Origin of the sequence: Serratia sp. CY83965, from assembly GCF_052166375.1 — a bacterium.
GTDB classification, from domain to species: domain Bacteria; phylum Pseudomonadota; class Gammaproteobacteria; order Enterobacterales; family Enterobacteriaceae; genus Serratia; species Serratia marcescens.
In genome coordinates, this window is the sequence record NZ_JBJNOV010000001.1 from 603,804 (window position 1) to 616,055 (window position 12,252).

15 protein-coding genes are annotated in these 12,252 nt (G+C 59.7%); 3 read left to right on the forward strand and 12 right to left on the reverse strand.

Going from position 1 to position 12,252, the window contains the following annotated elements; all coding sequences use genetic code 11:
* Positions 1–2: 2 nt before the first annotated feature.
* From ACJ8PL_RS03050 to dps, 6 genes are all read right to left on the reverse strand, one after another.
* Positions 3–434, reverse strand: coding sequence for a hypothetical protein (locus tag ACJ8PL_RS03050; protein ID WP_442530808.1), 432 nt, complete (start codon positions 432–434; stop codon positions 3–5).
* Between the two features lie 154 nt (positions 435–588).
* Complete coding sequence (gene glnQ / locus ACJ8PL_RS03055; RefSeq protein WP_004939230.1) at positions 589–1,311, reverse strand: glutamine ABC transporter ATP-binding protein GlnQ; 723 nt, start codon at positions 1,309–1,311, stop codon at positions 589–591.
* Positions 1,308–1,967, reverse strand: coding sequence for a glutamine ABC transporter permease GlnP (gene glnP, locus ACJ8PL_RS03060; protein ID WP_004939229.1), 660 nt, complete (start codon positions 1,965–1,967; stop codon positions 1,308–1,310). The genes glnQ and glnP overlap by 4 nt, the downstream gene beginning before the upstream one ends.
* A gap of 102 nt (positions 1,968–2,069) precedes the next feature.
* The gene (gene glnH, locus ACJ8PL_RS03065) at positions 2,070–2,813 is read right to left on the reverse strand and encodes a glutamine ABC transporter substrate-binding protein GlnH (protein WP_019454486.1); all 744 of its coding nucleotides are present in this window, start codon (positions 2,811–2,813) and stop codon (positions 2,070–2,072) included.
* Positions 2,814–3,152: 339 nt separating this feature from the next.
* Positions 3,153–3,419, reverse strand: a complete 267-nt coding sequence (locus ACJ8PL_RS03070) for a DksA/TraR family C4-type zinc finger protein (protein ID WP_016928515.1) — start codon at positions 3,417–3,419, stop codon at positions 3,153–3,155.
* Positions 3,420–3,561: 142 nt separating this feature from the next.
* Positions 3,562–4,065 carry a DNA starvation/stationary phase protection protein Dps gene (gene dps, locus ACJ8PL_RS03075; RefSeq protein WP_016928514.1) on the reverse strand — a complete coding sequence of 168 codons (504 nt, stop codon included), beginning with the start codon at positions 4,063–4,065 and terminating at the stop codon, positions 3,562–3,564.
* 357 nt (positions 4,066–4,422) lie between these two features.
* Between dps and ACJ8PL_RS03080 the strand changes: the two genes are divergently transcribed.
* A complete protein-coding gene (locus ACJ8PL_RS03080) occupies positions 4,423–4,974 on the forward strand; it encodes a shikimate kinase (RefSeq protein ID WP_016928513.1) in 552 nt (183 codons plus the stop codon).
* Here the strand turns inward: ACJ8PL_RS03080 and nanQ are convergent.
* Both nanQ and rhtA read right to left on the reverse strand, forming a co-directional pair.
* Positions 4,956–5,423 (reverse strand): N-acetylneuraminate anomerase, encoded by a 468-nt coding sequence (gene nanQ / locus ACJ8PL_RS03085; RefSeq protein ID WP_016928512.1) that lies wholly within the window; start codon positions 5,421–5,423, stop codon positions 4,956–4,958. The genes ACJ8PL_RS03080 and nanQ overlap by 19 nt on opposite strands.
* Positions 5,424–5,555: 132 nt before the next feature.
* Positions 5,556–6,443 (reverse strand): threonine/homoserine exporter RhtA, encoded by an 888-nt coding sequence (gene rhtA / locus ACJ8PL_RS03090; protein WP_004939202.1) that lies wholly within the window; start codon positions 6,441–6,443, stop codon positions 5,556–5,558.
* A gap of 400 nt (positions 6,444–6,843) precedes the next feature.
* On the opposite strand from rhtA, the gene ompX reads away from it, so the two are divergent.
* Entirely contained in the window at positions 6,844–7,362 is a 519-nt protein-coding gene (gene ompX / locus ACJ8PL_RS03095; protein WP_004939201.1) for an outer membrane protein OmpX, read from the forward strand.
* A gap of 91 nt (positions 7,363–7,453) precedes the next feature.
* Here ompX and ACJ8PL_RS03100 read toward each other — a convergent pair whose 3' ends face one another.
* On the reverse strand, positions 7,454–8,434 hold the full coding sequence (locus ACJ8PL_RS03100) for a nitrilase family protein (RefSeq protein WP_016928510.1): 981 nt from the start codon (positions 8,432–8,434) through the stop codon (positions 7,454–7,456).
* A gap of 91 nt (positions 8,435–8,525) precedes the next feature.
* On the opposite strand from ACJ8PL_RS03100, the gene ACJ8PL_RS03105 reads away from it, so the two are divergent.
* Positions 8,526–9,398 carry a LysR family transcriptional regulator gene (locus tag ACJ8PL_RS03105; RefSeq protein WP_016928509.1) on the forward strand — a complete coding sequence of 291 codons (873 nt, stop codon included), beginning with the start codon at positions 8,526–8,528 and terminating at the stop codon, positions 9,396–9,398.
* Positions 9,399–9,402: 4 nt separating this feature from the next.
* Here ACJ8PL_RS03105 and ACJ8PL_RS03110 read toward each other — a convergent pair whose 3' ends face one another.
* From ACJ8PL_RS03110 to otnI, 3 genes are all read right to left on the reverse strand, one after another.
* Complete coding sequence (locus ACJ8PL_RS03110; protein WP_016928508.1) at positions 9,403–9,933, reverse strand: GNAT family N-acetyltransferase; 531 nt, start codon at positions 9,931–9,933, stop codon at positions 9,403–9,405.
* 63 nt (positions 9,934–9,996) lie between these two features.
* A complete protein-coding gene (locus tag ACJ8PL_RS03115; protein WP_016928507.1) occupies positions 9,997–11,367 on the reverse strand; it encodes a GntP family transporter in 1,371 nt (456 codons plus the stop codon).
* Between the two features lie 106 nt (positions 11,368–11,473).
* Positions 11,474–12,250, reverse strand: a complete 777-nt coding sequence (gene otnI, locus ACJ8PL_RS03120) for a 2-oxo-tetronate isomerase (RefSeq protein WP_442530811.1) — start codon at positions 12,248–12,250, stop codon at positions 11,474–11,476.
* Between the last annotated feature and the right edge of the window lie 2 nt (positions 12,251–12,252).

The window sequence follows — 12,252 nt, forward strand, 5'->3', positions numbered from 1 at the left end:
CGTCAGCAGAAAGTAGCCAGCGCGCGGAAAAAGCCGGCGGGATTGAAAACGCGCTTCGGGCCGGAGTCGATCAGCTTTTGCAGCGCGCCGAGCTTTTGGTTAAAGGTGCCGATGCCTTCCTGCGCCAGCGAGTTCAGGCTGTCGCTCAGCGTAGCGGGCGTCGATTCTTCCGGCGTTGCCGGCGCGGCGGCGGGGGCGTCGCCGGCGGTCTGTTTCAGGTGGTTGATGAGTTCCGCGCGCGCTTGGTCGTCTTGCAGCAGATCGGCCAGCGCGGCGTAGGCGGCTTTCTGCTGCTCACTCTTGTCGGCGGGCGCGGGCGGCGCATTTTGCGCCAGCGCCGGTGGTGCGAAGACGTTCAGGGCCAGCAACAGCAGCAGGAAAAGCAGGTGTTCTCGCAGATGAGAACCTCGTCGGGAGTATGCGTTTGGCGGCATGGTTCCTCTCTTTGGCGTTCTGTGATCGGCGGATATAAAAGCAATACGATGAAAAACAATCAATATAGTAGGAAAGGTGGCGCGACGGGGCGTGGGAGAGCGTGCGGAATGAAAGCGGCGGGCGCGTGGCGCGCCCGCCGTTAAACCGCCTGGATCAGGACACGTGCTGCAGGAACTCCTGCAGACGCGGGCTTGGCGGATGATTGATCAGATCGTGCGGGTTGCCGTCTTCGGCAATCCGGCCCTTGTCGATAAAGATCAGGCGCGACGCCACTTTTTCGGCAAAGCCGACTTCATGAGTGACGATGACCATTGTCATCCCTTCTTCGGCCAGATCCTGCATGACCTTCAGCACTTCGTGGCGCAGCTCCGGATCGAGCGCGGAGGTCGGCTCGTCGAACAGCATCATTTTCGGCTTCACCGCCAGCGCGCGGGCAATCGCCACGCGCTGCTGCTGGCCGCCCGACAGTTCAGACGGGTAATGGTGGGCGCGCTCCGCCAGACCGACCTTGGCCAGCAGCTCGCGCGCCAGCTTTTCCGCATCGGACTTCTTCGCGCCGCGTACGCGGATCGGGCCGAAGGCGACGTTTTCCAGCGCCGTCAGGTGCGGGAACAGATAGAACTGCTGGAACACCATGCCGGCTTCCTGGCGGATCAACCGATCGTCCACTTTCGGATCGTTGGCTTTCAGGCCGTCGACGATCAGATCGCCGCTGGTGACTTCTTCCAGCTTGTTGATGCAGCGTAGCAGGGTGGATTTGCCGGAGCCGGACGGCCCGATGATCACCACCACTTCGCCTTTGTCGATCTTCAAATCGATGTTGTGCAGCACCTGGGTTTGGCCAAAATGCTTGGAGACGTTTTTAAATTCAATCACAGGATTTTCATCCTTCTTTCCAGACGACGCAGCACGAAGCTCAGCACCAGGGTAATAATCAGATAGATAACCGCCACGGCGCTCCAGATTTCCAGCGCGCGGAAGTTACCGGCAATAATTTCCTGACCCTGACGGGTCAGCTCCGCCACGCCGATCACGATGAACAGCGAGGTGTCTTTGATGCTGATGATCCACTGGTTGCCCAGCGGCGGCAGCATGCGGCGCAGCGCCAGCGGCATAATGACGTAGCGGATGGTTTCGCGGCGCGACAGGCCGAGCGCCAGGCCGGCCTCGCGGAAACCGTTATGGATAGACAGCACCGCGCCGCGGGTGATTTCCGCGATGTAGGCGCCGGAGTTGATCATGATGGTCACCACCGCCGCGGTGAACGGATCGATGCGCAAATCGGTGAACGCCATCGGCAGGGCGAAGTAGATGAACATCACCTGCACCACGATCGGCGTGCCGCGGATCACTTCGATAAACACCAACGCGATGTGGTTGGCGATCCAACCGCCGTAGGTGCGGGCAAAGCCGGCGACGAGGCCGATGATCAGGCCGCCAATCAGACCGAGGACCGAAATCCACAGGGTCATTTTGGCGCCCTCTAACAAGATAGGAATGGCGGGCCAGATGGCGCTCCAGTCGAACTGCATGATATTTCTCCCGGTGATCCCAAACGTGGGTATCAGATACAACGAAGCGCAGGGGGTTAAGCGCCCCCTGTGCTTAAGTTAATAGCGTGCCAAATTCACAGCTTACTTAGGTTCGGTGCCGAACCACTTCTTGTAGATTTCGTTATAGGTGCCGTTCTCACGCAGGGTTTTCAGCGCGCCGTTCACCTTCTCGCGCAGCGCATCGCTGCCTTTAGGGAAGGCGATGCCATACTGCTGCGCTTCCAGCGAATCGCCGACGGTTTTGAACTTGCCGGCGCCAGCCGTCTTAATGAAGTATAGGATGTTTGGCGTGTCGTGCAGCACCGCGTCGGCGCGCTTGGTACCCAGTTCCATATAGGCGTTGTCAATGTTCGGGAACTGACGCAGATCCTTGGTTTTGATGTGCTGCTTGGCGTAATCCACCGAGCCGGTGCCGCTCTTCACCGCCACCACTTTGCCGTTCAGATCGTCGATGCTTTTCACGCTGTTGTTGTCAGCGTTGACCATCACCAGCAGGCCGCTTTTGTAGTAACCGTCTGAGAAGTCGATGGCTTTCTTGCGCTCATCGGTGATGGTGATGCCGGCCAGCGCCAGATCGACGTTTTTGGTCTGCAGCGCCGGAATGATGCCGCCGAAGTCCATCGGTTTCAGGGTGTAGTCCAGCTTCAGCTCTTTGGCGACGGCGGCCCACAGGTCGATGTCGAAGCCGACGTATTTGTCGCCTTGCTTGAACTCAAAAGGAACGAAAGCGGTGTCGGTGGCGACCACCAGTTTGTCTGCTGCGTGGGAACTTACGGCAAAGGCCAGGGAGAGTGCGGCCAGGGAGACTTTAAAAATCGACTTCATGAGAGGAATTCCTGTACAGGTTGCGGATTACCCATTTTTTATATTGCAGTTGGTGCCATGAAAAAATCGTGCCATGTTTTCAACCACTATAAAAACAAAGAGTTACTTCGTGATGTTGTGCCGGAAAGGCGAATTGTTATGGTTGTGCACCACAATGAGGCACCGAAATGGTGCGTAAGAATTATCTTGGTGCACGGGGCTATCATTAACCAAATTTTGGCTGTGAAACAACCGTTCTTTAACGTTTTTGCTTCAATATTGATAACTAACTCTAACTTTCATGATGCACCGACGGTGCAAGCGGGGGCCGCGAGAGGAGAAAAAGGGGAGCAGATAATGCTAACGCAACTGGCTGTCTTTGCTGCCGCGCCGGTTGTACAGGCTGGTGGCCGCGTGTTTTTTGTCTTGTTCGGTCTGGCAGGCGAGGCAATAACGCACCCCCTTCAGCGCCTTGCGGCGCGCCTCGGGGATCGGTTCTCCGCATTCCTGGCAATAGCGTTCGCTCTCGCCATGCCCGAGCGCATCACGCGCGCGCTGCACCGCATCGTCGACGGTAGAATCAATTTGATCTTGTACGGCGCCGTCCGCCGCCCAGCCGCTGGCCATCATCACCTCCTGATAAGGGAAACCTACCGTTTAATATGGGCCGTTTTTTGCACAATTCAACGACCGCGCAAAAGAAAACAGGCCGGGCGAAGCCCAGCCTGTTCTGCCCGGCACGACGGGCGGTCTGCAACGCGTTGCGGCGTTATTCGATATTGGATTCGATGAACCACAGGAACTTGTCCAGATCGCGCGAGGCGGCGGTGAACATGTCGGCGGTGTCTTCGTCTTCCACTTCGGTAATGGCTTTGCGGATGTCATTCGCCACCGCGCCGTAGCGATCGGCCAGCGCTTTCAGGTGTTCTTGCACGCTGTGGATATTGGTTGGATAGCTTTTCAGCGGCGTGCGATCGTTCACCACCTGTACGGTGCCCAGCGCCACGCCGCCCAGCTGCACCACGCGCTCGGCGAAGGTGTCCTGGTGCTCGATGATGGCGGTGCGGAAGCCGTCCAGCATTTCATGAACCGCGATAAAGTTCGCGCCACGCATGTTCCAGTGCGCCTGTTTGGTGATCAACGAGAGATCGATGAATTGCACGACCTGATGGTTCAGCGCCTTGATGGCGGCCAGTTTGATTTTTTCGTCCAGATCGTTACGGGTATACAGCAGATCAGAAGATTTCGTTTTCACCAGTTTAGCGGTACTCATATCAGATATCCTCTTGATTAGTCGTTGTCCTATTTCGTTACGGGAACAATTATAGCAGGGCTGTTTATTTTTGCCGGACGAAAATGGCTATTGCACAAATAGGGTTAGCCTACGAATAATTGGTCTGGTTGAATTTTTATTTAATGCAACAACATGAAAAATATAATTATTTATCATTCACTGATTTATTATTTATGGCTGTGAAAATTTACCTTGGTTATTTTATTTTTTCGCCTGCGGGTTTCGGCTAAATATCCGCTTTGTTATCGTGGTGTTAATTTCTCATCCATTCATATTGATAGCGGTAATTGATGCCGCTACAGTAGGGTAATTATCCTCTCTCTTTATAGGCGAATAATGAAAATTAACGTCGTCGGCACCAGCGGCAGCGGTAAAAGCACCCTGGCGCGTCAACTGGCGGAACGTCTTGACGTTCCCTATATCGAGATGGACAGACTCTATTGGCGGCCCGAGTGGCAGGGGACGCCCGATGGTGCGTTCCTGGCGCGGCTTGAGCAGACGCTGGCCGAAGCGGGAGGAGGCTGGGTGCTGGACGGCAACTACAGCCGCACGCAACCGATCAAGTGGCGCGAGGTCGATTATATCCTGTGGCTGGACTACGGTTTCTGCCGCACGTTGTGGCAAGCCGTGCGGCGCGCGTGCCGACGCGCGGCCAGCAAAAGCGAGCTGTGGCCGGGCACCGGCAATCGGGAAAGTTTCCGCCGTTCTTTCTTTAGCCGCGAGTCGATCGTGCTGTGGACGATCCGCACTTACTCGAAGAACCGGCGAAAATACCTGGCGGAGATGGCCCGTACCGATGCAGGGCGCCGTTTCGTGCGCTTGCGCTCTCCCCGCCAGGCCGCCGATTTTCTACGGACGCTGCCGCAGGCTCACAGCAGCAGGCGGTGATGGATCCTCACCACCGCTTTCTTGACGTGCTGCGGCTGCTGCCACAGGCAGCCGGTCTTATGCGGTTCCATCTGGAAAAAGATCGCGAACATACCGTGCGTCATGTGCAGCGTTTGCGGGTGGCGTTTGATGTCCAGCAGCAGCAGGTCGCTATTTTCTGCATGCGGATGTTCGCGATGCCAGTCGCCCGCCAGGCCGTATTCGATGCGTTCTTCGCCGCTGATCAGCAGATGCAGCGCGATGTACTCCTGATGCATTTCGGCGCGCTTTTCCGCCGCCGGCACGGTGGTCAGCGTCATCACGTCCATAAAGATGTTATCGCCGTCGATCGGGTGATGGCCCAGCGCCAGTTCGGGCAGGTCGCATCGGCGCAACTCGGTCAGGGTTGAAACCAGCGCTGGCGCGAGTCCGCGGCCGAAGCGTGGGTTGAACAGGCTGTTATGAATCACTGTTATTCTCCATGTGAGCGAAAGTCCAAAGAGCCTGCGATACAGGCTAAGGGGAAGTATGCCGATTTGTCACGAGGAAAACAGTTAACCCGCCTGCATTCCGGCGTTGCGGTCGGCAGGCGAGTCAGGCGATCAGGAAAGGCTTTCGAGGCGCGGTTTGGGGCGAATGGTCAGGGCGGAACCCATGGAGGCGGCGATGATCGCCGCCAGCGCCAACCATTGTACGCCGCTCAGGTGTTCGCCGAGGAACAGCATGCCGGACAGCGCCGCCATCGCCGGCTCCAGGCTCATTAAGGTGCCGAAAGTGCGCGCCGGAATTTTGGGCAGCGCGATGATCTCCAGCGAATAAGGCAGCGCGGTGGAGAGGATCGCCACCGCCAGAGCGACCGGCAGAATATCGAGGTTGAACAGCACGCTGCCGGTTTGCCAGGCGCCGATCGGGCAGAACACCAGCGCGGCGATCAACGAACCGAGCGCCACCGTGCCGGGGCCGTGATCGCCGCCGGCCTTTTGGCCGAAAATGATATAGACCGCCCAGCAGGCGCCGGCGCCGAGCGCACAGGCGGCGCCGAACGGATCGATCCCACCTACGCCGTGGCCGAGCGGCAACAGGAACCACAACCCGGCGATCGCCAGCGCCACCCAGAGAAAGTCGATCGGCCGCCGCGACGAGAACATGGCCACCGCCAACGGGCCGGTAAACTCCAACGCCACGGCGATGCCGAGCGGCACGGTGCGCAGCGACAGGTAGAACAGGTAGTTCATCGCGCCGAGCGACAGGCCGTAAATCAGCAGCGGCAAGCGGCTGCCGGCGACGATGCGCATACGCCACGGGCGGAAGATAATGAACAGAATCAGGGTGCCGATGAAAAGACGCAGCGTCGTAATGCCTTCCGCGCCCACGATCGGGAACAGGCTTTTGGCCAACGAGGCACCGCTTTGGATAGACACCATGGCGATGATTAACAGACAGATGGGCAGCAGCGCGGAGGGCGCTCTGCCGGAAGTAGATAACGACATCCTTAACGGGCCTTTTTTGCGCCGTTCCTCAGCCTTGAGAAAACGGTCGAAACGGGGATGCGAGCAGTGTAAATGAAATGGCGAAAATCTGTCTGAGAAAAGCGCACATCGCGGTGAAATCCGCCGATCCTCGGATGAGATGTGGCGAATTTGGTCAAAAAGTGCGCTTTTTCTTAAGAATTATCTGGATATTAAATTGGTGATTTTTGTCACAGAAAGCCGTAGAATACGGCCGAAAATAGAGCGAAAAGAAGCAGATACACTGTTCTTGAAATCTTCTGTTACACGATATAAAGCATTAGACACTCATTTCAAGGCAGAGTTTCACGCTAATTTTTGTTATATTTTCAAAGCATGAACAAATGGATGTACTTAATAATAAAACGCGTTTGAGGTGGTTATGAAAAAAATTGCATGTCTTTCCGCAGTAGCAGCTTGCGTATTAGCAGTTAGCGCAGGTACCGCATTCGCTGGTCAGAGCACCGTATCCGCTGGCTATGCGCAGGGTGATCTCCAAGGCGTTGCTAACAAGGCCAACGGTTTCAACCTGAAATACCGTTACGAGTTCGACAACAACCCACTGGGTGTGATCGGCTCCTTCACCCACCTGGAAAAAAATCGTTCTGAAAGCGGTTTCTACAAGAAATCTCAGTACGATTCCATCACCGCAGGTCCAGCTTACCGCTTCAACGACTGGGCGAGCATCTACGGTGTGATCGGTGTTGGCTACGGCAAAAACATCGACAACGCCCAGGCTGGCGGTAACAAAGGTGGCAACAGCGACTACGGCTTCACCTACGGTGCCGGTCTGCAGTTCAACCCAATCGAAAACGTTGCCCTCGACGTTGGCTACGAGCAGAGCCGCATCCGCAGCGTGGACGTTGGCAGCTGGAACGTTGGCGTAGGCTACCGCTTCTAAGATTTCTTCATGCCTGCGGGCGTGAATGCGCGGCACAGGTTGCCGCGCGGATAAAAAATCCGCCTTCGGGCGGATTTTTTTTTATCTGTCATTAGCTGCCGCGCCCCGTCGGCTGCGTCGAAAAGCGCGCGCTGCGGGCATCGCGCTCATAGCCTTGCGGTTCGGTCAGTAAACCGTACAGCTCGGGGCGGCGTCCGTAAATCCAGCGGCGGCCGGTGCTGAGCGGGATCAGCGTCAGATCGAGATCGGCGCTGACCAGCCGGTCCTCCGCCGCCCAGGTCTCCGCCACGATGCGGCCGTAGGGATCGAGGATCATCGCATTGCCGGTGCGTACCTCATCGTCATCGCGGCCCACGCCGTTGCTGAACAGCAAAAACAGCCCGTTGTCATGAGCGCGCGAGGGCAGCCAGCGCATCAGCCAGCCGCGGCCGTGTTCGCCGCGAAAGGCGGCTTCTATCGCCTGCGGATCTTCCGCTCGCCGCTGCCACAGCGCCTGTGGGATCGGCTTCATACCGTGCGGGCTGCGCGAATGGGTGCCGCCGGTCTGGTGCGGGGCCATCAACACCTCCGCGCCCAGCAGCGCCGTCGCGCGTGCATTCTCCACCAGATTGTTGTCCCAACAGATCAATACGCCCACGCGCACGCCCCAGGGGGTGTCGAACACCGTATAGCGATCGCCGCTGGCGAGAGCCGGATGTTCGAAGGCGTGCAGTTTACGGTGCACATGCAGCGCGCCGTCCGGCAGGCATACGGCGTAGGCGTTGTAGCAACGGCCGTCATCGCCCAGCTCGATCAGCCCGACGCCGATCGCCATGTTGTAACGCTCCGCCAGCGGGCGAATGCGCGCCAGCGAAGGGCTGGCCGCGATCGGTTCCGCCAGCGCCCGCACTTCGGCGTCGGACAGATGGCGTACGTGCCAATAGCCGGTGATGCACATTTCCGGGAAGGCCAGCAGCTGTACCTGCTGCTCGGCCGCCTGAGCGATAAAGCGCTCGATGGTCGACAGGTTGTAATTTTTATCGTTGGCGCGATGCTGGAATTGCACCGTGGCGGCGCGCAATGAGATGGTCATGGGGTCTCTCCGGTTAGGGTCTGCGTTGATTACAGCAGGTGGATTGATTACTGTATAATCAATTAAATTCCCTATTCGATAACTTAATGGAATGGATATAAAACAACTGCGCGCCCTGGTGGCGCTGGCCGAACAGGGCAACTATCGTCAGGCGGCGAGCCGGCTATGCATCAGCCAACCGGCGCTGAGCAAGCAAATTCAGGCGCTGGAAACCCAGCTCGGCATTCGATTGTTCGAGCGTGGCCGACAGGGGGCGGTGCTCACCGCCGGCGGGCAGCGGCTCTACCCGGAGGCGCAGGCGCTGGTGGCGCAGTACCAGCAGTTTCAGCGGCGCGCGCGGCGGGTGGCCCTCGGGGAAGCGGGGCGGCTGTCGCTGGGATTTGGCCTTTCCAGCTTTCATCTGGCGCCGCAGCTGGTGGCGGCCTTTCGCCAACGGTTCCCCGAGGTGGCGATCGGCCTGGAGGACTTGCCGTCGGAACGCCAGTATCAGCTGTTGCTGCAGGGAGAGTTGCAGGCGGGGTTCGTGCGTTTGCCGGTCAATACGCCGCTGTGCGGCGTGGCATTGCTGAGCGATCGGTTGGTGCTGGCCGCGCCGGGCGCGCTGGCGCTGCGCGCCGACGATCTGATGGCGCGTTTCAATCAGTTGCCGCTGTTGCAGCTGACGCCCAAACGCGGGCGCGGGCTGAGCGATCAGTCGCTGCGGTTTATCGCCGCTCACCGGTTGGTGCCGAATGTGGTGCAGCAGGCCGGTGATATCCAAACGTTGTTGGCGTTGGTTGCCGCCGGCGTCGGTGTCGCGCTGCTGCCGCACAGCATCACGCATATCGCGCCGGCCGGTATCGACATTTTACCGCTGAGCGGCGAGGAGACGGAGTGGCAGGTCGGTATCGCCTGGGATCCGCAGCGCGCCGACGCGCTGCGGGACAACTTCATTCAGACGGCGTTGACGGTGCAACGCGCTTAGGCATTCAAAGCGGGCAATGCATCACGACGATCGGGCTCTGGTGATACTCGCTGCGGTGGCTTTCGCTAAAGCCGACTTTTTTCGCCAGCGCCAGCGAGGCCTGGTTTTCCGGCGAGATGATGCAGACGGTTTGCGCGCCCGGCAGATGCGTCTTACCCCAGGCCAGCGCCGCCCGCAGCGCCTCGGTGGCGTAGCCTTTGCCGTGCGCCGAGCTCACCAGCGTCCAGCCCATTTCCGGCGCGTCGAGCGCCGGGGTGATGTCGCGCAGGAAGTTGGAGAAGCCGATGCTGCCGAGATACTCGCCGCTTTGTTTGTCACGCACCGCCCAATACCCGTATCCCAGCAGCGCCCAGTGGCCGACGTAGCGCATCAGGCGCCCCCAGGAGTCTTCCCGGTCGCGCGGCGTGCCGCCGATATAGCGCACCACCAGCGGATCGGCCCACAGCGCGGCCAGCGAGTCGAAGTCGTCCAGCGTGTGCGCGTCCAGCCGCAGGCGTTCGGTGATAAGCGTTGGCGCGGTGTTGATTACGGTCATGTTGCTGCTCCTGCACAGGGTGAAAGGCGATGAAAAACAACGGCGTTCAGTATGCCAGAGAAATCACACCGCCAGCCACAACAGCCAGGTGAACAGAAAGCCGCTCAGGCCGAGCAGGGTGGTCAGCACCGTCCAGGTCTTCAGGCCATCGGCCACCGACAGCCCCAGATAGCGCGTGACGATCCAAAAACCGGAGTCGTTGACGTGGGAAAGCCCCAGTCCGCCGAAACAGGTCGCCAGCGTCACCAGTACCAGCTGCAGCTGATTCAACCCGCTGACCGCTTCCGACAACAGGCCGCCGGTGGTCAGGATCGCCACGGTGGCGGAACCCTGCGAAGCGCGCAGCGCCAGAGAAATGATAAACGCGGCGGGCACCAGCGGCAGGCCGATGGCCGTCAGCACTTCCGCCAGCGCCTTGCCGACACCGGATTCCACCAACACCTTGCCGAACACGCCGCCCGCGCCGGTCACCAGGATCACCACCGCGGCGGTCGGCAGCGCGGCGCCCATCACGTCGCTGGCGTGTTGCAGACTCCAGCCGCGGCGCAGCGCCAGGAAGTAGAAGGCCAGCAGCAGGGCTATCATCAGCGCCACCGCCGGCGACCCCAGCAGAGACAGCGCATCGCGCAGCGCCGAGCCTGCCGGCAACAGCGTGGCGGAGACGGTGCCGAGCATGATGATGGCGATCGGGATGACGATCAGCGCCGCCACCAGGCCGGCGCCGGGCGGGTTGATGCGATCGCTGAGCGGCGCGTGATCTTCCGGCCGCGGCTCCGGCGCCGCCAGCTGCAGTTGTTCCAGCACCTCTATCGATAACGGATAGGTTTTGCGGTTGAGGTAGTTGGCGGCGAAATAGCCGATCACGCCGACCGGAATACAGATCGCGAGGCCGATGATGGTCAGCCAACCGATGTCGGCGTTGAGCAGGCCGGCGGCGGCGACCGGGCCGGGGTGCGGCGGCAGCGCGACGTGTACCGTTAACATCACGCCGGCCATCGGCAGGCCGAACTTCAGCGGCGACACTTTGGCGACCTTGGCGAAGCCGTAAATAATCGGCGCCAGAATGATAAAGCCGACGTCGAAGAAGACCGGAATGCCGAGGATAAATGCGGCGAGGGTCAGCGCGGCGACGGTATGTTTCGGCCCCAGCCCCTGGCTGAAGCGTTGCGCCAGCGACTCGGCGCCGCCCGAGTGTTCGATCATGCGCCCGAGCATCGCCCCCAGACCGATGATGATGGTCACCGAGCCAAGCACGCCGCCCATCCCGGCGGTCATCACTTTCATCACTTCACCGGTCGGAATGCCGCTGGCCAACGCCACCAGCAGACTGACCACCAACAGCGCGACAAAGGGTTGCACCTTCGCCTTGATCACCATCAATAACAGCAGCACCACGCCGAGTACGGCAATCAGCAACAGCAGAGAGGTAGACATGAAAAAAGCCTTTCGTTGGGTAAGCGTTGGGCACCGCGATCGCCGCGTGGCGATACGGGTGCGTTTCATTGTTATAAAATCGTTTTCCTGGTGTCGGCGTGCGGCTTTAGCGGTAAGGCTTCAGCCAGCCGAGTCCGGCGGCGGTGTCGCCACGCGGGCGGTATTCGCAACCGATCCAGCCCTGATAGCCGAGCGCATCCAGTTTGTCGAACAGCCACGGGTAATTCAGTTCGCCCTCATCCGGTTCATGACGATCCGGCACCGAGGCTATCTGGATATGCGCGTAGCGCCCGGCCAGCGTTCCCAGCAGCCCGCTGATATTGCCGTCCACTAACTGCGCGTGGAAAAAGTCGAACTGGATGAACACGTTCGGTCTCTCGATCGCCGCCACCGCTTCCGCCGCCTGATGTTGACTGGCGAACAGGTAGTCGGGCTTGACCGGTGGGCTGAGCGCTTCGATCAGCACCTTGACGCCGTGCGGGGCGAAGGCGTCGGCGGCATAGCGCGCATTGGCGATAAAGGTGTCGAGATAACGCTGCCGATCCGCGCCCGCGGGCACCACGCCGGCCATCAGGTGCACGCAGGGGCAGGAAAGGGCGATGGCGTAGGCCAGCGCGCGATCGATATCAGCGCGCGCATCTTGCTCGCGGCCCGGCAGCGCCGCCAGCCCCCATTCGCCGGCGGCGACATCGCCGGGCGCGGTATTGAACAGCACCTGTTGCAGGCCGTGTTCGCGCAGCTTTTCGGCCAACAGCTCGGCGGGATGTTCGTAAGGGAACAGGAATTCCACCGCGCTGAAGCCTTGTTCGGCAGCGGCGGTGAAGCGATCGAGGAACGGCACCTCGGTAAACATCATCGATAAATTGGCGGCAAATTTAGGCATGG